The organism is Acidovorax sp. GW835-FHT14B10, from assembly GCF_058793725.1.
In genome coordinates this window covers 65,317-89,108 of the sequence record NZ_JBXAGC010000005.1, presented here as the reverse complement: position 1 = coordinate 89,108, position 23,792 = coordinate 65,317, and the positions used below count along the sequence as shown (strand labels likewise).

The window sequence follows — 23,792 nt, the reverse complement described above, 5'->3', positions numbered from 1 at the left end:
CTATGCAGCTGGTCGCCAGAGCAGCACAAACTGGAGTCGGCAGCGCGTGTGATGACTGGGTCCGATGCGCGTTGGTTGTTGGTTTGGAATGCCTCGACGGATTATTGAGTCAGCCAGACAGAAATTCTGGCATCCACTACGCTGCAAACTACCGAAAAGGTTGGTTTGTCCAGCTGTCTCGTGGGGGGGCCTCAGAATCTTTTGTGTGACCTGCCCCCTTCCAGCCGGCGATCCCATCAAAGCAGTGCTGCTGCGCACCGCGCTGGACGAGGGCGACTGCTGCGAGGGTATGAGCGCAAGATGCGCGCGGCGCTGGTGAGTTGCTCCAAATCGATCAAGCCCTAGGTCTTCGCCATCTCGTGCTCTGCAGCGGTGGCCAGAAACGCCGAACGCGGCTGGCCACGCACCGTGGACAAGTCGATATCGATCAACATCCCGTACCAGTCTTCACCTGACGCTGGGTGCGATCAGGAGAGCTACTGCTTCTGGCCGACGGTAGTCAGCCGAATGGGCAACTGCAGAAGAGATCCTGTGCAGCGGGGTTCGTGGTCCCAGCTACACATATTTCCCGGTCAACCCCCCATCAATCAGCAGTTCTGTGCCCGTGACGTAACTGGCCGCGTCAGAGGCAAGAAAGGCGCAAGCGTTCGCCACCTCCCACGGCGTGCCCATGCGTTGCAGCGGCACCTGCCGCGCACGTGCGGCCTTGGCCTCTTCCAGGCTATCGGAAAACACATGCGCCACGTTGGCTGTCACGCGTGGCGTGTCGATCAGGCCCGGTACTACCGTGTTGGCGCGAATGCCGTGGGGCGCGTACTGCTGCGCAATCATTCGCGTCATTTGAATAACGGCTGCCTTGGTCGTGCAATAAGCCAAGTGCGGGTAGCCCAGATAGCGCAGACCGGCCACAGAGGCGATCGAGATGATCGCGCCAGCGCCACGCTCCACCATGCCGGGTAGCACTGCTTGGCAACTCAGCATGAGGCTTTTGACGTTGACCGCGTGAATACGATCCAGATCTTCGGCGCTGGTCTCCATGGGTCCACCTGTCTTGCCGATGCCTACGTTGTGATGGAGCACGTCCAGCGGAGCATGACGCGCGGCCAAGGTGCGGAAGGTATCCACAATGTCTTCCTCGCGCGCCATGTCGGTCTGATAGGCATAGGCTGCGCCGCCTTCCTCCGTGATGAGTCGAACTGTCTCCTGTGCGGAGGAAAGGTCACGATCGAGTACGCACACTGTAGCGCCCAGACGGGCATAGGTCACGCACGAGGCCCGGCCGATGCTCCAGCCAGGGGCCACTGATCCGCCACCCGCGACGGCTACCGTCTTGCCAGTGAGATCCCAAGGTGCGTTGGATGTATGTCCGGTAGTGCCGCTCATGACGCCAGCCCGACTGTCATTCCCCCGCACACATAGATGACCTGGCCCGTGGTAAAGCCCGCGCGCGTGTCTAGCAGGGACGCCACGATGTGGGCGACCTCTGAGGGCGAGCCCATACGGCGCAGCGGAATCGCCTCCAGAATGCGCTCCGTCGCGGGCGCTCCAGGCGGATTAACGCTGGTAAACAGCTCGGTGGCGATCGGGCCGGGGCCTACGGCATTCACAGTGATGCCGTTCACACCGGCTTCCAGCGCAAGTGCCTTGGTAAAGCCGAGCAGGGCTGCCTTGCTCGACGCATAGGCGATGCGCTCGGTCTTGCCCAGAGCGGCTCGGCTGGAGATATTGACGATTCGCCCGTTCATCGCAGCACTCATGCCCGGCATGAGCGCTTGAGCGCACAGCACCGAGGCCGCGAGGTTCACGTCCATCACGGCACGCAGGTCGTCGGTAGTGACCCGCTCGATGGACTGGGGTCGCACGATGCCGGCGTTGTTTACCAGGCGTGTGATCGGCCCGCTTGTCAGCGCTTCGTCGAGCGCCTGGCACAGGGCAGCCTCGTCGCTGACATCGACACACAGATACTGTTCGCCATAGGCCAGTCGCTCTGGCGGCTGCTGGTCGAAGTTGACGACCTGATAGCCGTCCTCGCTTAAGCGGTCCACCACGGCCCGGCCAATACCGCGACTGCCGCCGGTGACTAAAGCACGGATGTCCATGTCACGCCTCCGTGGCTGCGCCAGGGCTGACAAAGGGAATGGCATGTTCCACCGTGTCCCAGATGAAGCGCCCCGACGGATCGCGTTGTTCCTCCACGATGTGGGCCACCAGTCCTGCCGCGCGCGAGATCACGGCAAAGCCGCGCATGATGGCTGTAGGTACCTCGATCTCGCCAAGCAACGCTGCGACCGCGCCTGTGGCGTTGATAGTGATGGCGCGCCCGGCGACTTCGTCCACTGCTTTCGAGAGCGTTTCAAGCGCACGGATGCGGTTGCCGTGCAGTTCTGGCTCGGCGCGACCCAGCTCAAGCAGCTTGTATGCCCGAGGATCGACCGGCTTGTGCAAGTGGTGACCGAAGCCGGGCACAGGTGATTTCAGCGCCTTATAGTGGCGCGCAATCTCTAGTGCTTCGGCGTGCGCATCGGGCGCAGCAATGATGCGATCGAGTAGACCCGAGCAGTTCTCCATAGTACCGACAAAGGAACTGCCCACGGCGAGCAGGCCGGCGGACACCGCGCCTTGCAGGTTCTCGGGCGCGCTCATGTAGATCAGGCGTGTGGCAATGGCGCTGGGTGTGAGGCCATGCTCCATCAGAACGATGAGCACCACGTCAGTGACGCGGAGGTCCACCGGGCGCGGCTTGCGGCCCAATATCTGCATGAGCATCACTTCCGTGAAGGTTGTCTTGCCCATCAGGTCATCCACCAGGTTGGCGTTGCCGTAGGTCAGGCTGGTGAGGGTGTGCGTGCACAGACTGGTGGTGGGTGTCTTCTTGGTGGTGGTCATAGGAGGCGTCAAGTCAAAGTTGTCCAGTGAGTGCCATGTCGCGCACGGCGTTCTTCAATACCTTGCCCACAGGCGATCGGGGCAGGTCGTTCACGAAATGGATGCGCTTGGGCGTTTGCACGGGCCCCAGGCGTTCACGTACAAAGGCCGCCAGTTCAGCCTCGCTGGCCTGTTGGCCTGGGCGCAGTTGGACTGCGGCGTTTACGCTCTCTCCCCATTTGTCGTCGGGGATTCCGAATACGGTGGACTCATGCACGGCGGGATGCTGCGATAGTGCGTTTTCCACCTCGATGGGGTAGACGTTGAACCCTCCCGTGATGACCAGGTCCTTGAGCCGGTCCTTCAAGTAGAGGTAACCGCGCGTATCAAACAGACCGCGGTCACCAGTGTGAAGCCAGCCATCTACCAGGGTTTCGACGGTCTTCTCAGGCAACTTCCAGTAGCCCGTCATCACCAAAGGCCCCCGGGCAACGACCTCGCCCACTTCTCCTGGCGGCAGCAGCGTGCCATCCGGGGCCATGATGGCGACATCGCTGTACCACGTGCGACGCCCCACGGCGGCCCAGTTGGCTTCATCCTCAAAATCCTCAGGGCGCATCACGGTCAGAATCTGCGGTGCTTCAGTCTGTCCGTAAGTCGTTCCCAGAACGGGCCCGAAAAACGCGCGCACTTCGCGGATCTTCTCGGGCGGCATAGGAGCTCCACCGTAGATCAGGCGCTTGAGCTGCGGAAAGTCGGCACGCGTAACACCCTCGATCGCTATCAGCATGTACACCAGCGTGGGCGGCATGAAGCACACGGTGCCGCCGCGGTACTTGAACGCGTCGCGCACGGCTGATGCACCCGCACCATTCATGATGACGTGGCAACCGCCCTGGGCCAGAATTGGCAACACGTAGGTGGACGTTCCATGCGTGATGGGCGCGGCCATCACATAGCGATCATGTTCGTCGAACGACCAGGCGTGGATCTGGTTGACGATGTTGGCCATCCAGGCGCGATAGGGCTGCATCACGCCCTTGGGCGCACCTGTAGTTCCACCCGTGAACTTGATCGCCTGCGTGGCGTCGCCGTCCAGGTCCAGCGTTGGCGGGGGGGCATCGGCGTGGGCTTGCACCAGGGAATCCAAGGTTATGTCCCCAACGTCTGCAGCACCTATGAGGATTCGCTGGGCGCGCTCATCGGTTACCAACGCCGCGTAGCCCACCTCAATGAACAGGATGCTGGCATCGATGGTGTCGGTAATGCGGCGGATCTCCGAGGACGTGCTCTTGGGATTCAAGGGCACCCATACCTTGCCGCAGGCCAACACGGCCAGCAGGGCAATGATGTGCTCTGCGCTATTGGTCGCGCAGATGCCCACACGCGACTGCGGCGCGGGATCGCACTGCACCAGCCCGGCGGCCACCGCACGCACCCGCCGGGCTAAGGCCTGATAGGTGATGCGCTCGGTTGGTGTGTCGATGGCAATGCGGTCGGGCCAGCGCTGCGCAGCACGCCAGAAGAAATCAATGGGATACATAGTTCACGGAGATAATTAATCTGCCTTGGCGCCCGAGGCCTTGACCACCTCGTTCCAATTCTTGAGTTCGCTGGCGACAAACTTGCGCATGTCATCGGAGGTGCCGGGGGAGGCGGTGGCAACCAAGTCCACCAGGCGTTGCTTGACGGCGGGGTCGCTCAGTGCCGTGTTGAGTGCGGCATTCAAGCGTTTGATCACCGGAGCGGGCGTTCCGGTGGGGGCAGACATACCGAACCACGACTGCACCTCGAATCCTGGGAAGCCCGACTCGGCGACTGTGGGCACGTCGGGTAGCAAGGACGAACGTTCCTTGCTGGTAATGGCCAGCGCACGCAGCTTGCCAGCCTTTACATGCGGCATGGCCGATGGCGAGTTGTCGAACATCGACTGCACTTGACCGCCCAGCAGATCTGTCACGGCGGGCGCGCTGCCACGGTACGGAACGTGCAGCATGTTCAGCCCGGTTTTCATCTTGAACATCTCGCCCGAGAGGTGGATGGACGAGCCACTGCCCGAGGATGCGAACGTGATACCGTCCTTCGACTCTTTGGTGTACTTGATATATTCCTGCACCGATTGCACGGGCAGGGTGGGGTTGACTACAAGCAGGTTCGGAATCTTGGCGATCAGCCCGATTGGCTCGAAGTCCTTGGCCGGGTCGTAGCCAAGTTTGTTGTACAAGGTGGCATTGATGGTGTTGGCGATCGTGAACACATAAAGCGTGTAGCCGTCAGCGGGAGAACGTGCCACGATCTCGGCGCCCACGTTGCTGTTGGCACCTGTGCGGTTGTCCACGACAACCGACTGGCCCAACTCGGTCCCCATGCGGGCGGCTACCAAGCGCGCCACTATGTCGGTTGCGCCGCCCGCTGCATAGCCCACGACCAGCTTGATGGGCTTGGTCGGCCAGTTCGGCTCGTTGGCAAAAACTGGGGCTGCCAGGGTAGCGTGCAGGGCGGCCACCATGCCCAGGCTAATCGTTCTGCGGCTGACGTGCGACTTCATTTTTGTCTCCTTGACGGTAAATTTTTGGTCTGCGAATAGCTCAAGCTCAACCCGTTGGTGCATCACCCTGGGTTGATGGCCATTGTTTCAACGGAACCAGTAAACGAATGATTAGAAACGTCCGATCTACGGACAAAAATACCTCTAGAAAACCCTTGTCGAACGAGGACTGCCAAACCTTGAACCGCGGGCTGGAGGTCATGGATGCGATCCTTGCTGGCCCCCAGGAGGGGCTGCGAGTGGTCGCGTTGTGCCGCAAGACAGGACTGGAGCGAGCGACCGTTTATCGGCTACTGCATTCGCTGCAGGCGGCGCGATACGTCAGCGTGGTGTCACGCTTTCATTACGGCCCAGGCGAGCGCTGGAAAGCGTTGGTGCCACTTACCAAGCAGCGCGAAGACCTGGCCGAACGGCTGACTCCCGTGTTGGCCAGCGTGAGTGCGGGGTGCGGTGACGCAGCCTTTGCAGTAGTACGCGACGGGGGGTTGTCGCATTGCATTGCGCGGCACGTAGGCAACTACCCGGTCCAGGTACTTGTGATCCAGGTGGGAACGCGCCAGCCGCTGGGTGTGGGGGCTGCCGGTTTGGCACTGCTGTCGGCGCTCGAAGATCGCGAAGTGGAGGCTGTGATTGAGGTGAATGCGCCCACACTGGCGCTGTATGGCGGCATGACGCAGGATCGGTTGCGAGCATTGGTGGCCGCCACGCGCGAGCGTGGCTGGTCCGTGGTGGGCAATCACGCCACACGAGGTGTTCTTGCGGTGGGATTGGCGGTCTACGACAGTACGGGAGATGTGGTGGCCGGCATCAGTGTTGCCACGACCGAGGCGCGCATGCCTAAAGAGCGCCAGCGGAAGACCCTGCAGCTGATTCGCAAAGCGCTGAGGGCTCACGGGTTTGTGGCCTACTGATAGGCCATGGCACGCTGACTGACGGGAGGCTAGATGTCGCATCGCCAGAAAGGTCTGTTTTCGCTGAGAAGCAAACGATGTCCGCATAAATCCAAGTGGCCGGATCGACCTCTGCCCGTCACCAAGGGCCAAGCAGTTGCTAAGAGGCTCGCATGCCAGCATGCATTGCCCGAGTGCTCGATCAGAGAAACGAAGCGGACATTGAGCTTTTCGAGCCTTGTGTGACCGCTTTCGGTCCGAGCCGCCCTTCAATTGCCGCGATTGCACGGTCGCAACCCGCCTGAAGCCGACTTGCACACCGCCACAAGCCCACGCATCCCGTTACTGGTCAGAGGAATGCCCGCGCAAATCCTTGAGCAACGCGTGAGCCCGATCCACACGCACATCTTTTTCTTGCCCCATCAACCGTGCGACTTGATCAATTTCTGGCCCCGTCGCACCCGACAGGATGGCTATATTGCGCGCATGTAACGCCATGTGGCCCCGCTGAATGCCCTCGGTGGCCAGGGCGCGCAACGCGGCGAGGTTCTGGGCCAATCCCACGGCCACGGCCGCCTCGCCCAGCTCCTGCGCGGTCTGCACTCCCATGATCTTCAAAGCTATCCGCGACAGGGGATGGGTCTTCGTGGCTCCGCCCACCAGTCCCACGGGCATGGGCATCTCCAGGCTCCCCACGAGCCAGCCGCGCGCGTCCTTCTCCCAGCGGGTGAGCGATCCGTAATGCCCCTTTCGGCAGGCCCAGGCATGGGCGCCAGCCTCGACGGCCCGCCAGTCATTGCCTGTGGCAACGATCACGGGGTCGATGCCGTTCATGATCCCCTTATTGTGGGTGGCGGCGCGGTAGGGATCCACGGCGGCGAACTCGTAGGCATCCAGGATCCGTTCGATGACCTCCTGGCCTTCGTACTCGGCTGTAGTGAGCACTTGCGGCGACAGGGCCACGCGGGCGCGGGACAGGCGTAAATCCGCGAGGTTGGACAAGATGCGCAGCCGCACCTGGCCGCCGGTGATTTCCTCGACGAGCGGAGAGACGGACTCCGCCATCGTGTTGACGGTGTTTGCGCCCATGGCATCGCGGACATCCACGATCAGGTGCATGACCACCATGGGGCCGCGCCGCGTGTTCTCCAGCACATGCACCTCAATGTCGCGGCACCCACCGCCCAGGCCAATGAGCACTTTGTCACGCTGGTTGGCGAGATCGATGATCTCACGGCTGCGGCGCAACAGCGTCTGGCGGGCACCATGCGGATCCGTGAGGCCCAGGACCTGGACCTGCGCACGCATCAGCGGCGGGGTGCTGGATGTCTCGAAGCCTCCGCACTCGCGAACGAGCTTGGCCATGAACGATGCCGCCGCCACAACAGAGGGCTCTTCCACTGCCATGGGAATGAGCATGTCCTTGCCGTTGAGCTTGAAGTACCCCGCGACGCCCAAGGGTAGCTCGAAGGTTCCTATGACGTTTTCGATCATCCCGTCCGCAAGTTGGCGGTCCAAGGCGCCGCTGTTGTTCAACAAGGCTGCCTCGTCGGGATTCAATCCGGCAGCGGCAACGATGTGCTGAAGGCGCTGCTGCGGCGTCAGGGAGCGGAATTGGGGCAAGCGGGAGTCGATGGGGTTCATGGCAGGTAGAAAGTGCGTGGAGGAAGGGAATGCCAGCGAAGGCAGGAGAATCGCAGGTACAGTTCTTGCACATGAAGGTTCGTGCAACGGTCTCTACCTCGCCTCCGCTGTTTACCGCTTTGGCCGACTCGCTCGAGCGGCAGATCCGCGAGGGCGTATACAAAGCAGGCGAAAAGCTCCCCTCTCTGCGCGAGATCGCCGCGCTGCGCAGCTACGGCAAGAATACGGTGATCTCTGCGTTCGAGCTGCTGGTGTCGCGCGGTCTCGTTGAACCGCGGCGCGGCTCGGGGTTTTTTGTCAAGGAGGGGCTGCCGGCGGGTGGTGCGGCAGAAGACAACAGCTCGCTGCACCGCGCCATGGACATCGTCTGGCTCATGCGCATGCAGCTGCGCAACGAGCCGGGACAATTGACCGTGGGGGATGCCTTTCCCCCCTCGGAGTGGCTGGCCGGCGCACGGTTGGACCGCATCCACCACAAAGTGGCACGGGGCGGCTTGGGAACGCTGTTTCGCTACGGCGACCGCCTGGGCTATGCGCCGCTGCGCCACCGCCTGGTGCGGCATCTGGCCCACTTGGGCTTGGACGCCAGTCCGCAGCAGATCGTGCTGACCCACGGGGCCAACGAGGCGATGGACCTGATCGTGCGTTACTTCGTTCCACCGGGCGCGGTGGTGCTGATTGACGACCCCGGCTACTACCCACTGCTGGGCAAGCTCCACCTCGTCGGCGCGCGAACCGTGGGGGTTCCACGGCTGGCGGACGGCCCCGACCTGCAGGCGCTGGAACGCTTGCTCAAGGCGCTGCGGCCACGCGTCTTCTTCACGCAGTCGCTGGCCCACAACCCTACCGGCTCGGACCTGTCGCCCGCCAAGGCCAAGGCGATGCTGCGTCTCGCCGAACAGCACAACCTGCTGCTGGTGGAAAACGATGCGCTCAGCGATTTCCGCAGTGCCAAGGCGCCGCGCCTCTCGGCCCTGGATCAGCTGGAGCGCACGCTCTACGTGGGCAGCTTCTCTAAATCCCTCTCGGCCGCCTTGCGCGTGGGCTTCGTGGCCTGCAGCCCGGATCTGGCCAACGATCTGGCCAACCTCAAGATTCTCACGGGTGTCAGCAGCTCGGAGTATGCCGAGCGCACGGTGGACACCCTGCTGGCGGAGCGCCGCCACGCGCGGCATCTGGAGCAGCTGCGTGAAAAGCTGGCCGAAGCCACGCAACAGGCCTATGACCTGCTCGACACCATGGGGGCCCGGGTGTTCGTGCGCCCGCAGCACTCGCTTTTCATCTGGGCACGCTGGCCCGAATTCCCCGATGCGCACGCGCTGGCCCAGGCCATGCTGGCCAAGAACATCGTGATGGCGCCTGGCAACATCTTCAGCGTGAACAGCCAGCTGCCTTCGCCCTGGTCGCGTTGCAATCCCCATGCGGTGCTGGACCCGCGGTTTCGCGGGGCCTTCGACCAGCTGCGGCGCTGAGGCCCACGCAGTTGCCGCAGGGCTAAAGGGCCGCGGGCAGGGTGGCGCGCAAAGCATGGTGCGGGCCTGCGGGATTCAGGGGTGGCGGATGCCCGGCGCGGCTGCAGCGCCGCCGGCGCGCTTCTTCCATGCGCGCAGGTCCTGCATGCCCGGCATGCTGCGCGGGTCACCGTGCGCACCGAAGATGGCGTGCTTTTGTATCTTCTGGGTGCCCGTGGTCGGAATCTGCGGGGTGAACCACATCCAGCCCGGTGCCTTGAAGTAGGCCAAGCCCGCACTGCAGTGTTCGAACAGGGAGCGCAGCAGCGCCGCTTCCGCTCCAGGCTCGCACAGGGTGGACGCGACGTCCGGCTTGAGCACGATGCAGGCCAGCACCTCTTCCTCACGCACCTCGTCCGGCACGGCCATGACGGCGGTCATTTCCACCGCGGGATGCGTCAGCAGCCAAGCCTCCACTTCTGCGGCGGCGATGTTCTCCCCCGAGCGGCGGATGATGTTCTTGCGCCGCTCGACGAAATGCAGCATGCCCGAGGCATCGCGCACCACCACATCGCCGGTATGGAACCACCCGCCCCGCCAGGCGGCTTCGGTGGCGGCCTCATCGTCGAGGTAGCCCGAGAAGAAATCCTTGCGCGGCGTTGCCGCGGAGTGGCGGATGAGCATTTCGCCCGGCGTTCCGTCGGGCAGGTCGCGATCGGCATCATCCACGACGCGCACCTCGATCCCGGGCGTAGCCCGGCCGAAGGCCCGCGTGCCGGCCTGCCGAGGCGGCATGTTGTCCACCAGGATGCGGACGTTTTCGGTCATGCCCCACAGCTCCAGCAGCGGAAAACCGAAACGCTCCTCGAAGGCCTGGTGCAGTTGCGGCTCCACTCCCGCGCCCATGCCGAAGCGTACGCTGTGGTTGCGGTCGTCCGGGCTGGGGGGCTGCGCGCACAGCATCTGCACGATCACGCCGAGGTAGTGCACGACCGTGGCCTGCGTGGCACGCACCTCGGACCACCAGCGCGTCGGTTGGAAACGGTCGGTCTGGATCTGGCAACTGCCGGTCAGCAGCACGGCATAGAACGAGAGGATGGACGAGTTGACATGGAAGAGGGGCAGCGGGTTGTAGATGCGCTCCCCCTCGGGGCAAAAGTCCACTAACCCGCCGCGCGTCGCGTAGTAGGCGCCTGCGGCCAGCTCGTAGCGGTGGGAGAGGACGCAGCCTTTGGGCCGGCCGGTGGTACCCGAGGTGTACAGGATGCTCGCGGGGGTGTCGCACGCGGGCTCCCATGCCGTAGCCGGGACGCGGGCGGTAGCCAAAGTTGCAGAGAATTCCTCGAATACCGTGCACGGAGGTTGCCATGCGGCCTCGCGGGAGGCCGCATCCCAATCGGCCCGGCGCGCGGCCAGCACCACAGCAAGGTCCACGCGGGCATGGTCAATGAGGTATGCCAGTTCGCGGGGCCGGTAGTCCGGGTTGACGGGGACGCAGCAGATGCCCAAGGCGTTCAGCGCCAGCTTGTGCAGCATGTGCTCCAGCCGGTTCTCCAGCAGCAGTGCAACGCGGTGCCCCATGCCGTAACCAGCCTCGCGGTAGCGGCTCATAAGCGACTGGACGGCGGCATGCACCTCGGCGTAGCTCAGCGATCGCCCATGCGGGTCATAGCTGCGGCCAGGGTTGGGAGGGGCGGCCAGCAGCGGGCGCTCAGCGTACGTGGCGGCGGCCTGTGCCAGGATGAAGCCGATGGTGGCCTCTTCGGGCAGCGCGATCATGCGGGGTTCCTCATTGCGGATGGTGTGGCTGCGCCTGGGCCGAGCGGCCCCGGATCAGGTCCGCAGCCCGTTCGCCGATCATCATGGTGGCAGCACAGATGTTGGCCGATGGGATGGCGGGCATGACCGAAGAGTCGACCACCCGCACCCCTTGCAGGCCGTGTACGCGCAACTGGGCATCCACAACCGCGCCCGTGTCGGCCGAGGGCCCCATGCGTGCCGTGCCGCACAGGTGGTAGGACGAGACGCCAAAGCGGCGGATGAACTCCAGGATCGCGTTGTCGTCCTGGGCGTCGGGGCCCGGCATCGACTCCGTATCGTAGAACCGGGCCAGGGCCTGGGTTTGCAGCAGCCGGCGGGCGAGCCGCACCCCTTGCGTGAGCACCCGCACATCTTCCTCGTGCCCGAGATAGTTCGGTTGCACCAGCGGTGCCGCGCGCGGGTCCGGACTGCTCAGGCGCACCTCGCCTTCGCTGCGGGGCCGGTGGGCCCAGACGCCGCAGGTCATGCCAGGGTAGGTGTCGAGCTGTCCCACATAGCCCTCGCGGTAGCTCGCGGGTGTGAATACCCCCTGCAGATCGGGCCGGTCGCCCGCCCCCACGCCGGAGTTCCAGAAGAAGTGCACGAGCGAGGGACTCAGCGCCAGGATATTGGGCTGGCCCGTCAGCCAGCGCGCGGCTTGCCACCACAGGCGCGGTGCGCGCGCCAGCTCATTGATGGTGGTTGCCGAACCTTGGCGCACGCGGGCCACCACGCGCACCGAGAAATGGTCCTTCAGATGGGAGCCCACGCCATCAAGAGGTTGCAGCACGGGCAGGCCCAGGGCTTGCAAAGAAGCCCCGGGGCCGATCCCTGAGAGCTGCAGCAGCTTGGGCGTATTGATGGCGCCTGCGCACACCACCACCTCGCTGCGCGCGCCGACGGTGCGACGGTCCGCCTGCTGGTTGGCAAGGTATTCCACCCCCGTGGCGCGGCGCCCTTCAAAGAGGATGCGCGTGGCCTGGGCATGGGTGCGCACCACCAGGTTCGGGCGCTGCCCCTGCCCCCGCAAGTAGGCGCGCGCGGTGCTCACGCGCCAGCCACGGTGGATGGTGCGCTGGAAGTAGCCCACCCCCGCTTGGGCTTCGGCGTTGTAGTCGGGATTGCGGGGCAGCCCCAATTCGGCGGCGCCCTCCAGGAATGCCTCGCATATGGGATGGGACCAGTCGATCGGCGTGACCGCCACGGCCCCGTTGCGGCCGCGCAGCGGGCTACCGCTCGGTCCTAACCAGCGCTCGCTACGCTGAAAGTAAGGCAGCACGTCAGCGAATGACCACCCCCGGTTGCCTAGCGCAGCCCAGCCGTCATAGTCCTGGGCCTGCCCCCGGTTGTAGATGAGTCCGTTGATCGCGCTGGAGCCGCCCAGCGTGCGCCCCTGAGGGAGCGGGATGCGGCGGCCCAGGGTGCGTTCATGCGGCTCGGAGCTGAAGGTCCAGGTGTAGCTGGGGTTGAACAGCATCTTGATGAACCCAGCCGGCAGATGCAGGAAGGGGTGACGATCCGGCGGTCCTGCTTCCAACAGGCATACCGTGACGGAAGGGTCTTCGGCGAGTCGGCTGGCCACAATGGCGCCCGCCGTGCCGCCGCCGACCACCACATAGTCGAAGCTCTCTGCGTAACTCATGTCAATATCGGGCGGTATGGCCGGCTGGGGTGTTGTTCAGCATGTCTCAGTGCCCCCCCAGGTAGGCGGCACGGATCTTGGGGTCGCTGCGCAGCGCAGCGCCCGGGCCCTGAAGGGTGATGCGCCCGGTCTCCAATACATACCCTCGATCCGCCACGGCCAGCGCCTGGTTGGCCATCTGCTCCACCAGCAAGATGGTGACGCCCTGGGTGCGCAGGCTGCGGATGGTGTCAAAGATCTCCTTGACGATCAGGGGTGCCAGGCCCAACGAGGGTTCGTCCAGCAACAACAACTGGGGACGGGCCATCAGGGCGCGCGCAATGGCCAGCATCTGCTGCTCGCCCCCCGACATCGTTCCCGCCATTTGCTGCTGGCGTTCACCCAGGCGGGGAAAGCGCTCGAACTGGGCCTGGATGTCCGCTTCGATCTCCGCGGCGCTGGCACGGCGGTGGTAAGCGCCCAGCACGAGGTTGTCGCGCACGGTTTGATCGGCAAACACCTGCCGGCCTTCGGGAGACTGCGCAATGCCTAGTGCCACCCGCTTGTGACCAGGGGTGCCTGCGAGGTCCTTGCCCTGAAACAGCACGCGGCCGCCTGCGGCTGGCTCCAATCCAGAGATGCAGCGCATGAGCGTGGTCTTGCCCGCTCCATTGCCGCCGATGATGGTGACCACCTCGCCCGCCTGCACATGCAGGGAGACGCCCTTGAGCGCCTGCACGGCACCGTAGTAAACATGCAGATCCTCAATGCGCAGCAGCTCATTGGACATGGGCACCACCTTCTTCATTCTCTTTTTCCATGGTGTCCTCCGCCCCCAGATAGGCCGCAATCACTCGCGGATCGTTCTGCATCTGTGCGGGCGTTCCCTCGGCGATCTTCTGCCCGTAGTCCAGCACGATGACGTGGTCGGAAACGGCCATCACCAAGTCCATGTGGTGTTCGATCAGCAGCACGGTGATGCCCATGTCGCGGATGCGCAGGATCACCTGCACCAGCTCCTGCGTTTCCTGCGGATTCAGGCCGGCGGCGGGCTCGTCCAGCAAGAGCAAGCGAGGGTGTGTCGCCAGCGCGCGTGCCAGTTCCAGGCGGCGCTGTATGCCATAAGGCAGGCTGCCGGCGATCTCCTGCGCCTTGTCCCGCAGGCCCAGCGCATCCAAGATCTGCAGCGCCTCGTCGCGGGCAGCTTGTTCAGCCCGGCCGCCGCTGCCCACCAGGCTGCCGAAGAAGCCCGTGGGAATGTGCGCATGCAGTCCAAGCTTGACGTTGTCGAGCACCGACATGCCAGCGAACAGCTTGAGGTTCTGGAAGGTTCGGCCCAGGCCCGCACGCGCGATGCGGTAGGGTGGCAGGCCCGTGACGTCGCGCCCCTCGAATCGGATTTTTCCACGGTCGGGCGGCACGATACCCGACAGGATATTCAGCAGGGTGGTCTTCCCGGCTCCATTGGGCCCGATCAGGGAATGCACATGGCCGGCGCGGATGCGAATGTCCACATTGTTGGTGGGCACCACACCGCCATAGGCCTTGTATAGCCCTTCAGCCTCCAGCAGCATCTCTTCGGCATTCCCCTGCCCTCGCGGGCGCCAGGGAGCGAGTTGTCCAGGCAGTGGCTCAGACGACAGCAGACTGGGTGCCCATTTACGGGATATCTTCCGCAAGAACCCCGCCAACCCATCGGGCATGGCGTAGAGAGCAAACAGCAGCAATGCCCCGTAGGTGAAGTGCTGCACACTCGGCCAGCGCGACAGGAACGCATCCAGCAATGTCAGTACGACTGCACCCAGCAGGGGACCATAGATCGATGGTCCGCCGAACAGCACCATCAGCAAGATGAAGACCGACAGGTTGAAGGTGATGAAGTCGGAATTGATGTACTGGTTCTGCTGGGCAATCAGCGCGCCGGCCAAACCGCAGGTCACGGCGCTGATCACAAAGGCCAGCACCTTGAAGCGGTAGACGCTGATGCCCACGCTCTCGGCCGCCACCTCTGCCGTGTTGACCGCCATGAAGGCCCGCCCGAAGCGCCCGCGCAGCAGCAGGCGCAGCATCACGTGCAGGGCCACACCCAGCAGCAGCACGAACCACACCCAGTGCTTGGAGCTGAACATGGCACCGCCCAGCGACAACGGCAGCACGCCGTAAATGCCTTGCTGGCCGGCGAACACGTCCTGCCATTCCGAGACGATCTTCTCCACCACGATGCCGAAACCGATGGTGACCATGGCCAGCGCCGGCCCCTTGACCCGCAGAGCTGGCAGCGCGATAACGATGCCAAACAGCCCGGCCATCACGCCCGCTGCGGCAAAGGCAGGCCAGGGGTTCCACCCCCAGCGTGTGGTCAGCAGCGCCGTCGTGTACGCGCCCACCGCGTACAGTCCCGCGTGGCCCAGCGACTTCTGTCCGGTGTAGCCCACCAGCACGTTCATGCCGGCGGCGGCGATGTAGTTGACCCCAATGAGGAACAGCACCCGCAGATAGAAATCGTTGTCCGTGAACAGCGGCACCACCGCCGCCAGTGCGGCGACAAAGGCCAGCCCCAGGTAATGCTTGCGCTCGCCCGTCATACCTTCTCCACAATGCGCTGGCCCAACAGCCCCTGCGGGCGCACCACGAGCACGACGATGATGAGCAGGAACATACTGATTTCACGCAGCTCCGCATGCCACAGGCCCACCAACGCCTCGATCACACCCAGCAGTATTCCGCCCAGCATGCAGCCGCGGGGACTGGTGAGCCCGCCCAGGATGGCCGACGAGAATGCCTTGAGCGCCAGCGTCATCCCCATGAAGACCGAGGCCGTGGTGATGGGTGCGATCAATAGCCCCGCAAGCCCGGCAAGGCTGGAGCTGACGACGAAAGCCAGCACGACGATAGCGCTCACATTGATGCCCATCAGCGTAGCGGCATTGCCGCTTTGCGCCACGGCGCGCACGGCCTTGCCCAGTCGCGTGCGGCGCATCACCCAGTCCAGCGTCAACAGCACGGCCAGACTTGCAACGAGCACCAGCACCTCCTGCGGCAGCACGCCCGCGCCGCCGATGCGGATCACGTCATTGCCCAGGGGTGACGGCATGACCAACGGGGACGGCCCCCAGATCGCCAGCGCAGTGTTCTGGATGATGATGCCAAAGCCAATGGTGCTCATCACCCACGCCATCCCACCTTGTCCGACGAAGGGCCGCACCGCGGCGTAGTACAGCACGACACCCAGCAGCGCCAACACCGCCATGGTCGCCACCAAGCTGAGCAGGTAGCGCGCCAATGACACCTCTGCAGGTAGGAGCGCATCGGTCATCTGCTTGCCCGCCAGAAGCAGCAGCACTGACACTGCGACGAAGGCCCCGGCCACCAGGAATTCGCCCTGCCCGAAGTTCAAGGTCTTGGTCGTGTTGAACGTGATGTTGAAGCCCACGGCCACGAGCGCGTAAATGCTGCCCAGGGCCAGGCCGCTGAAAATTGCCTGGAGTATCGAATCGGCCATGCGCTGCCTTCCACTGACACTGATGCGGTAGTCGTCAAAAAATGAGCTGCCAGCGCTTGCTAGATCAAGGTTTCAGCCTGTTGTTATGCTGAAACCCTTGCAAATCATGCGCGGGCAGCTCTCATTTTTTAGGAGCGCATACGCTCACTGCTTCAGGTCGGCAGACGTGATGGACTTGTAGATGTCGTCCTGGAAACGCACCACTCCGCCGTCCTTCCAGCGGGCGAGGTAGAAGTCGCCCACGTGCAGGCCCTCATGCATGGTCTTGCTGAATGGCTTGTTGTAGGTCTTGATCACGCCTTGCACGCCGCTCAGGTTCTCCAGCGCAGCCGCCACCTTTTCGCCATCGGTGCTGTTGGCCTGCTTCATCGCGGCGGCCAGCAGCATCACCGAGTCGTAGGACTGCGCGGCGCAAGGGAAGGTGGTGAGCGTCGGGAAGTTCTTGCGCACGCGCTCGCCCAATGCCTTCGTCTTGTCCGAGCTGTCCTCGGTGGTGGACGCGGCCATGATCAGATGCTCGGCCAGCTTGGGGCCGGTCATTTTCGGGAACAGAGAGCTCAGGTTGCCCCAGGTCCCCAGCGTGATGGGCATGTAGTTGATCTTCTCCATGCTGCGCACCACCTGCGCGGCACCATCGGCGATGCCGTAGATGATGACCGTGTCAGCCCCCGCGGCCTTGATCTTGTTGAGCTGCGAGGTCATGTCCGTGTCCTTGGGACCGTACTTCTCGACGGCCACGGGCTTGACGCCGTGCAGCGCCAGGATCTCGGTCGCATCCTTGATGCCACCCTGGCCGTAGCCGGTGGAGTCGGCCAGCACGGCGATTTTCTTGTCCTTGGACGCCTTGACCGCATAGGCGGCCAGCAGCGCCACTTGCTCGCGGTCCACCATCGAGACGCGGAACAGGTAATTCTGCGGCTCCTTGGCATAGCGCGTGGTGATCTCGGTGGCCGTGCCGATCGGCACTACCACCGGAATCTTCTTTTGCTGCGGGATGTGCAGCCAGGCCAGGGCGTTGCCCGAGTTGGCAGGGCCGACCACAGCCTGTACCTTCTCGCTGTCGATCAGGTCCTGCATGGTCTGGATGGCTTTCGGCGGAGTGCCCTGGTCGTCGCGGATCACGCCCACCACCTTGCGACCCAGGATGCCGCCGGCCTTGTTGATGTCCTCGATGGCCGCCTCGAACCCCCAACGCCCGGCAATACCCAGCTCTGCCACGCCGCTGCCGGACTGGTCGGCCGTGTAGCCAATCTTGATCACATCCTGGGCGTGGGCTGCAAATGCGCACGCCACGGTGAGTGCCGCTGCTGCTGCCTTGGCGATCTGACGAATTCCTGTCATGACTTGTCTCCTGTTGTCGCCATTGCTGGCGGTGCGGATCTGGTGATCCATCTGTACCCACTGTATGCTCCGCCTTGGGAACGGAGCCTGCATGCGAGCACCTACTGTAAGCCTGCTGCACCTATTGAGATAGGTACAGTTGGCGCTGACAGCTGAAGCGCAATGGCGCCAAAGCCGACTAGGTTTGCAGCAGCATGTCCGCTGCTTTCTCCGCAATCATCATGGTCGGCGCACCGGTATTGCCCGACGGCATGGCCGGCATCACCGAGGCATCGGCCACGCGCAAGCCTTCGAGGCCATGGACCCGCAATTGCGCGTCCACCACGCTCGACTCATCTTGGGCCGGGCCCATGCGGCAGGTCCCCATGAAATGCCAGGCCGTCCCCCCCCGCTGGCGGGCGTACTCCAGCAGATCCTCATCGCTCATCGCGTGTGCCGGCGGCGCCTCGTCACGCTCCACATAGGGCAACAGTGCGGGGGCATGCAAGATGCGGCGCGTGAGACGCAGGCCGTCGATCACCACGCGGCGGTCTTCCTCGCGCTCCATGTAGGAGGGCTGTATCTCGGGAGGTGCGAATGGATCGGTCGAAAGAGCCCGCACATGGCCGTGGCTGGCGGGGCGCATCTGGTAAAAGCCCAGTGTCATGCCCGGGAAGCTGTCGAGCCTTCCGGCGATCCCCGAGGCATAGCTGCCCGGCGAAAAGTGGAATTGCAGGTCCGCCGCAGGCAGGCCAGGGCGCGACGCGGCAAAGGCATAGGCTACCGACGGGCTGATGGCCAGCACGCTGGGCCGGCCCAGCGCCCACTTGCCAATTTCCAGGCACAGCCGCCATCCACGCGCGGTGCTGTTGATCGTGGGCGTGCCCTGCACGCGCACCACGGAGCGCACCATGAAGTGGTCCTGCAGCCGCCGCCCCACTCCGTCCAATGCATGCAACGGTTTCACGCCCAAAGAATGCAACCACTCCAGTGGTCCCACGCCAGAGAGCTGTAGCAGTTTAGGGCTGTTGATCGCGCCTGCGCACAGGATCACCTCGCGCCGAGCATGCACAGTGCCCTGTGCGCCTCCCGCCTGCATGCGCACCTGCACGCCAACGGCACGACGACCCGAAAACACGATCGAGGTGGCATGCGCGCCAGTGCGCACTTCCAGGTTGGCGCGCCCTCGAGCAGGCTTCAGGAAGGCCGTAGCAGCGCTTACACGACGGCCTCGGTGGATCCAGCGCTGGTAGTAGCCGGCACCGGCTTGGACACCCAGGTTATAGTCCCCCGCCGGGCCGATACCCAGAGACTCTGCGCTGCGGATGAATCCCTCGCAGAGCGGATGCCGCCAGTCGCAATCGGTGATGGGCAGCAGCCCCTCGTGGCCTCGGTGGGGGGCGTCGTCGCCGCCAATACGCCGCTCAGTACGCTGGAAGTAGGGCAGCACCTCGTCATAGCTCCAGCCAGGATTGCGCAGTGCCGCCCAGCCGTCATAGTCGGAGGCGGTTCCCCGCGTGTAGTTGAAGCCGTTGATCGCACTCGATCCACCCAGCGTACGGCCCAGGCGCGCGGTGACACGGCGACCTGCCGTACCCCAACTGGGAGCGGTTTCAAACGGCCACGTGTACCGCGGGTCATACCCCACCTTGATAAAGCCCGCCGGGATATGGATGAATGGATTGCGGTCTGGCGGGCCGGATTCGAGCAGGCAGACGCTGTGGCGCCCGTTTTCGCTGAGACGGTTGGCGAGCAGGCAGCCAGCTGCGCCTGCGCCTACGATGACATAGTCAAAGGTGTCGGGCGTGTTCATGCGTTTACGCTCCACAACGCGGGGAGGGATGGAACACGGCTCATGCCACCACCTCGCCAAACTCCGCTCGCAGCGCCGCACCATGCTGGTTAACGGCAGGTACGGGGGCAAAGGCACCCCGATCCCATTCCATGGCATAGGGAGGTGCAGGCATGCGCACGGTAGCCCCGTGCACCGGCATAGGCCACGTGTGCAGCTGAGAATGGCGCGCCAGGTCGGACACCGAGTTCACCGAGGCAAACGCAGTGTTTGCAGCCATCAGCAGGTCGATGGCCTGCCCATGCGCCAAGCGGCTGAAGCGCTCCTGCACGCGCGCGTCAAGCTCCGCACGGTTCTTCAGCCGATCCGGCAGGGTGCAAAAGCGCGGATCGTCCGCCATGCTCGCCGCATCCATGAACACCGCGCAAAAAAGGTGCCATTCACGCTCGTTCTGGATCGAGATCACGATATCCCGACCATCCGCACAACTGAATGCGCCATACGGTGCAATGGTGGGATGGCGCAGCCCGACCCTCTGAGGAGGCTCACCGCCACACACTGTCTGCAGCAGGGGCACAGACATGAGTTCGGCTGCCGTGGAGAAGAGCGACACTTTCACCCCCGACCCATGGCCCGTGCGCGCACGCTGCAGCAGCGCCTGTTGGATGCCGATGAGCGCGTTCATGCCGGCGTTGATATCGCACAGTGAGATACCGATGCGTCCCCACTCTCCAGGCGCTCCATTGACGGAAACCAGTCCGCTTTCGGCCTGCACCAGCAGGTCGTAGGCCTTCATGTCGCGAAGCGGTCCCTCCTCTCCATAGCCTGAAAGATCGCATGTAATCAGGCGCGGATGGCGTTGGCGCAGCAACTCGCTGTCGAAGCCCAGACGAGACGCGGCGCCAGGTGCCAGGTTCTGGATGAACACATCGGCGCGCGCCACCATGGCATGCAGCAGTGCGGCATCCGCCCCCTCGCGCAAATCCAGCGTGATCGACTCCTTGCCGCGGTTAATCCAGACGAAGTAGCTCGATTCGCCGTGCACATAGTGGTCGTACCGGCGTGCGAAGTCACCCTCGGGTCGCTCGACCTTGACCACACGAGCCCCGGCATCAGCGAGGCGGCTGGTGCAGTACGGTACGGCAACGGCTTGCTCCAACGCGACCACCAACAGTCCACTCAGGGGGCCGGGCTGCGCAGACGCTGCGTGCGTGTTGAGAGGATTGGCGTATTCAGCCATGGAAATGCACCACGGTCTTGGTCACACTCATTTCTTCCAGTGCTGCCATGCCCTTTTCGCGCCCATGACCGCTGCGCTTCACCCCCCCAAAGGGCAGTTCCACACCGCCGCCCGCGCCATAGCAATTGATGAAGAACTGTCCCGATTGGATGCGACGCGCCAGGCGTGCCTGGCGGTCCCCATCGCGGGTCCACACCGCCGCCACCAAGCCAAAATCGGTGTCGTTGGCCAAGCGGATTGCATCGACCTCATCCTCGAACGGCATAGCGCACAGCACAGGCCCGAACACCTCCTCGCGGGCCAGCGGATGCCGCGCGTGAACCGGGCCGAAGACAACCGGCGCCACGAACAGTCCCTGAGGAGGCAGATCATCCGGCAGGGGCGTTTCAGCGATGACGGCGATTCCGTCTGCGCGTGCCTGTGCCACGAAGCGCTCCACGCGCTGACGCTGTGAAGCGTTGATGAGGGGCCCCAGATCAGCATTGGCCTCCGGCGTACCCAAGCGCACCGCCGCAAAGCGGCTTGCGAGCCGCTCGGCGAAGGCGGCGAAGACGGAGCGTTCTACCAGCACCCGGCTGCCTGCGGAGCAGGTTTGGCCCGCGTTCTGCACGATGCCGCGCACCACAGCGTCGGCAGCGCGCTCCAGATCGGCGTCGGCAAATACGATCTGGGGGGATTTTCCGCCCAATTCCAGCGTGACCGGGACATGGTGGCGTGCCGCGGCTGCTTGCACCAGTGCTCCGACCTCGCTGGACCCCGTGAAGGTGACGAGGCGCACGTCCGGGTGCGCCGAGAGGGCTGCACCCGCCTCTGCGCCGAGGCCAGTGACCACGTTAATGGCCCCCGGCGGGAATCCTGCCTCCTGCGCAAGCTCGGCCACTGCCAGGCAAGACATGCAGGCATCTTCCGACGGCTTGAGTACCACTGCATTGCCCATGGCCAGCGCGGGAGCGAGCGATCGCCCGAACATCTGGGCAGGATAGTTCCACGGAATGATATGGGCCGTGACTCCGAGCGGCTCCCGTGACACGGTGACGGTGTAGCCGGGCTCAAACGGAATGACCTCGCCATGCACCTTGTCGGCGGCGCCGGCATAGAACTCCAGATAACGGGCCAGCACTTGCATGTCGCCACGTGCCAACCCGATAGGCTTACCGGTGTCGTGGGCCTCCAGCCAGGCCAGGCGCTCCACCTCTTCTAGAACCCGCCGCGAAAGCGCCATCAGCAGGCGTCCACGCTGCGCAGCGCTCAGCCCTCCCCATGCCGGGGAAGCCAGCGCGGCCTGGGCGGCCGCCACCGCAGCGTCCACGTCTGCTGCGGTGCCGCGGCTGATGTGGCCTATGAGACGCCCATCGGCCGGTGCGTGCATGGGCAATACGCCACCGTCTGGGGCGGCGCGCCAGCTGCCGCCTACGAAGATCGTTTTCACACTGGCGAGAGGCTGATCGATATTCATGCCGATGGAAGACACGTTGCCGAGAGGGGAAGAAGACATGGGCACTCCTGCGCTGTGGCGCATGCGGAACCGCCCGTCAATTTCGCGGGCAGTGGGAACGGGGAGGACGAGGGGGCGCGCGGCGTTTGATATCGCCGCCGCTGCGAGCTAGTGCAGCCTGGGAATCGTGCGAAGGGTCATGCGATGTCTCCTGATGATTTCTGTGATGGCGGGTCTGTGCCCTTCATCGCAGTATCGGCAGCAGGTCTCCACAAGAGAATGACCGATTGGCGAAAGCCGTGTTTCATAAATTCGAATGCTCGACCTTTGCCAGGTGGTCTATCAGTGCCTGCAACGCCGGAGATGGCTGTGAATCGGCGGCGCAAATCGACATCTGGCGGACGGCCCAGCTGTCGGACAGCGGTACGACCTCCAGCCCCATCGCTACCTCAAAGGCCTGGGCAGCACGCAGCGGCAACAGACCCACGCCACTGCCTACTTGCACCAACCTGCACACCGCCTCGAAACTCTTGACTTTTGCACCTAGGGTGAAAGTCTGGCCAGCCTGGGCGGCTTTTTCGGCCAGTAGGCGCATCATGCTGGATCGGTCTTCCAAGGCCACGAGGTTCTGCCCCATCAGGTCGACCAATGCAAGGCAATCTCCCTTGGGGGCCTTGCCTCGACGAAACACCGCAGCAATCCGATCACGGCGGTAGGGCCAAGTGGGCAAGCCCTTGGTCCACGGGCCTTCAAGGACGATGGCGAGGTCAGCCCGCGCAGCGCGCACGGTCTGGGCGCACGCTTCGCTCCATTGCTCGTCCAGAACCAGTCGGATATCCGGGTGCAGCTCCTGGAAGTCAGCCAAATCCTGCGGTAGAAACTGGGCCATCGCTGATGTATTGGCGCATACGCGCAGTACCGCTGCCTGTCCAGTAGCGTAGTTGGACAGCTCGATTTGAGAGCGGTACACGGCGTCCAAGATGCCACGCACGTGCTCCAGAAGGCATGCCCCCGCTGGGGTCAATGTCAACCCGCGCGGGTGGCGATCGAAGAGCTGCACTCGAAATTGGTGCTCTAGCAGCGACAGTCTGCGACTGGCAGCAGGCGCCGCGATATGCAGGGTCTCCGCAGCCTTGGTGAGGCTACCGGTTTCTGCGGCGCGACTGAAGAGCAGCAAAGAGTCGAGATCAGGAAGCATGGTGGCGATAAATGGACCCAGAGCTTACCGCGGCGTCCTCATCTCACCCGTTGGCTCATGCGAATGCATACCTCCAGATGCTATGAGGGTCGCAGATCCGGCGAAGGGGTTGGATCCACGCCCTGCTCCACCGCACAACGACGTTGCCGCTGCAAGGCACGCAGGAAGGCGGGACGCGCCTGCAGCCTCTGCCAGTACGCGGCGACCGCTGGCGAGAATTGTTCGTCCAGCCCCAGGTGCTGAGCCAGCTGTAGCGCATAAGCCACCGCGACGTCGGCGGCGGTAAACCGGCCAGCGCAAAGGAACTCGTCGCATTGCACAGCAGCATCAACGGCGCGCAGTCTCGCGAGGAACCAGCGTGCATAGTCAGCGGCAACCTGAGGCTGACGGCGCTCGAGAGGTTCGAAATAGGTATAGCGCAGCACCAATGTCTGCGGAAAGGTGAGCGTGGCGTCGCTCAGATGCAGCCAGTTGCCTTCTCTCCCT

At 64.0% G+C, this 23,792-nt stretch carries 18 protein-coding genes and 1 pseudogene; 2 read left to right on the top strand and 17 right to left on the bottom strand.

Going from position 1 to position 23,792, the window contains the following annotated elements:
* Positions 1-555: 555 nt before the first annotated feature.
* From AC1Q5S_RS05895 to AC1Q5S_RS05875, 5 genes are read right to left on the bottom strand one after another with little or no spacing between them, the layout of a single operon-like run.
* Entirely contained in the window at positions 556-1,383 is an 828-nt protein-coding gene (locus AC1Q5S_RS05895; RefSeq protein ID WP_422205421.1) for an SDR family NAD(P)-dependent oxidoreductase, read from the bottom strand.
* On the bottom strand, positions 1,380-2,099 hold the full coding sequence (locus tag AC1Q5S_RS05890; protein ID WP_492238502.1) for an SDR family oxidoreductase: 720 nt from the start codon (positions 2,097-2,099) through the stop codon (positions 1,380-1,382). Before AC1Q5S_RS05890 ends, AC1Q5S_RS05895 begins: the two co-directional genes overlap by 4 nt.
* A gap of 1 nt (position 2,100) precedes the next feature.
* Positions 2,101-2,886, bottom strand: a complete 786-nt coding sequence (locus tag AC1Q5S_RS05885; protein WP_492238501.1) for a citryl-CoA lyase — start codon at positions 2,884-2,886, stop codon at positions 2,101-2,103.
* A 13-nt stretch (positions 2,887-2,899) separates the two neighbouring features.
* On the bottom strand, positions 2,900-4,408 hold the full coding sequence (locus tag AC1Q5S_RS05880; protein ID WP_492238500.1) for a class I adenylate-forming enzyme family protein: 1,509 nt from the start codon (positions 4,406-4,408) through the stop codon (positions 2,900-2,902).
* Positions 4,409-4,423: 15 nt separating this feature from the next.
* Positions 4,424-5,413: a Bug family tripartite tricarboxylate transporter substrate binding protein gene (locus AC1Q5S_RS05875; RefSeq protein ID WP_492238499.1), complete on the bottom strand. Its 990-nt coding sequence runs from the start codon at positions 5,411-5,413 to the stop codon at positions 4,424-4,426.
* A gap of 107 nt (positions 5,414-5,520) precedes the next feature.
* Here AC1Q5S_RS05875 and AC1Q5S_RS05870 point away from each other — a divergent pair, with 107 nt between their 5' ends.
* Complete coding sequence (locus tag AC1Q5S_RS05870) at positions 5,521-6,324, top strand: IclR family transcriptional regulator (RefSeq protein WP_492238498.1); 804 nt, start codon at positions 5,521-5,523, stop codon at positions 6,322-6,324.
* 321 nt (positions 6,325-6,645) lie between these two features.
* Here AC1Q5S_RS05870 and AC1Q5S_RS05865 read toward each other — a convergent pair whose 3' ends face one another.
* Positions 6,646-7,947, bottom strand: a complete 1,302-nt coding sequence (locus AC1Q5S_RS05865; RefSeq protein ID WP_492238497.1) for a hydroxymethylglutaryl-CoA reductase, degradative — start codon at positions 7,945-7,947, stop codon at positions 6,646-6,648.
* 71 nt (positions 7,948-8,018) lie between these two features.
* Here AC1Q5S_RS05865 and AC1Q5S_RS05860 point away from each other — a divergent pair, with 71 nt between their 5' ends.
* Positions 8,019-9,419: an aminotransferase-like domain-containing protein gene (locus tag AC1Q5S_RS05860; protein ID WP_492238496.1), complete on the top strand. Its 1,401-nt coding sequence runs from the start codon at positions 8,019-8,021 to the stop codon at positions 9,417-9,419.
* 75 nt (positions 9,420-9,494) lie between these two features.
* Here AC1Q5S_RS05860 and AC1Q5S_RS05855 read toward each other — a convergent pair whose 3' ends face one another.
* From AC1Q5S_RS05855 to AC1Q5S_RS05805, 11 genes and pseudogenes are all read right to left on the bottom strand, one after another.
* On the bottom strand, positions 9,495-11,177 hold the full coding sequence (locus AC1Q5S_RS05855) for an AMP-binding protein (protein WP_492238495.1): 1,683 nt from the start codon (positions 11,175-11,177) through the stop codon (positions 9,495-9,497).
* Between the two features lie 10 nt (positions 11,178-11,187).
* Entirely contained in the window at positions 11,188-12,840 is a 1,653-nt protein-coding gene (locus AC1Q5S_RS05850) for a GMC family oxidoreductase (RefSeq protein WP_492238494.1), read from the bottom strand.
* Positions 12,841-12,886: 46 nt separating this feature from the next.
* On the bottom strand, positions 12,887-13,609 hold the full coding sequence (locus AC1Q5S_RS05845) for an ABC transporter ATP-binding protein (RefSeq protein WP_492238493.1): 723 nt from the start codon (positions 13,607-13,609) through the stop codon (positions 12,887-12,889).
* Positions 13,599-15,404, bottom strand: coding sequence for a branched-chain amino acid ABC transporter ATP-binding protein/permease (locus AC1Q5S_RS05840; protein WP_492238492.1), 1,806 nt, complete (start codon positions 15,402-15,404; stop codon positions 13,599-13,601). The genes AC1Q5S_RS05845 and AC1Q5S_RS05840 overlap by 11 nt, the downstream gene beginning before the upstream one ends.
* Positions 15,401-16,321 (bottom strand): branched-chain amino acid ABC transporter permease, encoded by a 921-nt coding sequence (locus tag AC1Q5S_RS05835; RefSeq protein ID WP_492238491.1) that lies wholly within the window; start codon positions 16,319-16,321, stop codon positions 15,401-15,403. Before AC1Q5S_RS05835 ends, AC1Q5S_RS05840 begins: the two co-directional genes overlap by 4 nt.
* A gap of 144 nt (positions 16,322-16,465) precedes the next feature.
* Entirely contained in the window at positions 16,466-17,662 is a 1,197-nt protein-coding gene (locus AC1Q5S_RS05830) for an ABC transporter substrate-binding protein (protein WP_492238490.1), read from the bottom strand.
* 178 nt (positions 17,663-17,840) lie between these two features.
* Complete coding sequence (locus AC1Q5S_RS05825) at positions 17,841-19,454, bottom strand: GMC family oxidoreductase (protein WP_492238489.1); 1,614 nt, start codon at positions 19,452-19,454, stop codon at positions 17,841-17,843.
* A gap of 40 nt (positions 19,455-19,494) precedes the next feature.
* Positions 19,495-20,673 (bottom strand): CaiB/BaiF CoA transferase family protein, encoded by a 1,179-nt coding sequence (locus AC1Q5S_RS05820; RefSeq protein ID WP_492238488.1) that lies wholly within the window; start codon positions 20,671-20,673, stop codon positions 19,495-19,497.
* Positions 20,666-22,129 (bottom strand): aldehyde dehydrogenase family protein, encoded by a 1,464-nt coding sequence (locus tag AC1Q5S_RS05815; RefSeq protein WP_492238538.1) that lies wholly within the window; start codon positions 22,127-22,129, stop codon positions 20,666-20,668. Before AC1Q5S_RS05815 ends, AC1Q5S_RS05820 begins: the two co-directional genes overlap by 8 nt.
* 283 nt (positions 22,130-22,412) lie before the next feature.
* Positions 22,413-23,306, bottom strand: coding sequence for a LysR family transcriptional regulator (locus AC1Q5S_RS05810; protein WP_492238487.1), 894 nt, complete (start codon positions 23,304-23,306; stop codon positions 22,413-22,415).
* 80 nt (positions 23,307-23,386) lie between these two features.
* A pseudogene (locus AC1Q5S_RS05805) lies at positions 23,387-23,779 on the bottom strand (glutathione S-transferase family protein); the annotation flags it as partial.
* Positions 23,780-23,792 lie beyond the last annotated feature (13 nt).

Coding starts and splice junctions, on each gene's coding strand:
- AC1Q5S_RS05895 (WP_422205421.1), bottom strand. CDS start 1,383: ATGAGCGGCACTACCGGACATACATCCAACGCACCTTGGGATCTCACT.
- AC1Q5S_RS05890 (WP_492238502.1), bottom strand. CDS start 2,099: ATGGACATCCGTGCTTTAGTCACCGGCGGCAGTCGCGGTATTGGCCGG.
- AC1Q5S_RS05885 (WP_492238501.1), bottom strand. CDS start 2,886: ATGACCACCACCAAGAAGACACCCACCACCAGTCTGTGCACGCACACC.
- AC1Q5S_RS05880 (WP_492238500.1), bottom strand. CDS start 4,408: ATGTATCCCATTGATTTCTTCTGGCGTGCTGCGCAGCGCTGGCCCGAC.
- AC1Q5S_RS05875 (WP_492238499.1), bottom strand. CDS start 5,413: ATGAAGTCGCACGTCAGCCGCAGAACGATTAGCCTGGGCATGGTGGCC.
- AC1Q5S_RS05870 (WP_492238498.1), top strand. CDS start 5,521: ATGATTAGAAACGTCCGATCTACGGACAAAAATACCTCTAGAAAACCC.
- AC1Q5S_RS05865 (WP_492238497.1), bottom strand. CDS start 7,947: ATGAACCCCATCGACTCCCGCTTGCCCCAATTCCGCTCCCTGACGCCG.
- AC1Q5S_RS05860 (WP_492238496.1), top strand. CDS start 8,019: ATGAAGGTTCGTGCAACGGTCTCTACCTCGCCTCCGCTGTTTACCGCT.
- AC1Q5S_RS05855 (WP_492238495.1), bottom strand. CDS start 11,177: ATGATCGCGCTGCCCGAAGAGGCCACCATCGGCTTCATCCTGGCACAG.
- AC1Q5S_RS05850 (WP_492238494.1), bottom strand. CDS start 12,840: ATGAGTTACGCAGAGAGCTTCGACTATGTGGTGGTCGGCGGCGGCACG.
- AC1Q5S_RS05845 (WP_492238493.1), bottom strand. CDS start 13,609: ATGTCCAATGAGCTGCTGCGCATTGAGGATCTGCATGTTTACTACGGT.
- AC1Q5S_RS05840 (WP_492238492.1), bottom strand. CDS start 15,404: ATGACGGGCGAGCGCAAGCATTACCTGGGGCTGGCCTTTGTCGCCGCA.
- AC1Q5S_RS05835 (WP_492238491.1), bottom strand. CDS start 16,321: ATGGCCGATTCGATACTCCAGGCAATTTTCAGCGGCCTGGCCCTGGGC.
- AC1Q5S_RS05830 (WP_492238490.1), bottom strand. CDS start 17,662: ATGACAGGAATTCGTCAGATCGCCAAGGCAGCAGCAGCGGCACTCACC.
- AC1Q5S_RS05825 (WP_492238489.1), bottom strand. CDS start 19,454: ATGAACACGCCCGACACCTTTGACTATGTCATCGTAGGCGCAGGCGCA.
- AC1Q5S_RS05820 (WP_492238488.1), bottom strand. CDS start 20,673: ATGGCTGAATACGCCAATCCTCTCAACACGCACGCAGCGTCTGCGCAG.
- AC1Q5S_RS05815 (WP_492238538.1), bottom strand. CDS start 22,129: ATGAATATCGATCAGCCTCTCGCCAGTGTGAAAACGATCTTCGTAGGC.
- AC1Q5S_RS05810 (WP_492238487.1), bottom strand. CDS start 23,306: ATGCTTCCTGATCTCGACTCTTTGCTGCTCTTCAGTCGCGCCGCAGAA.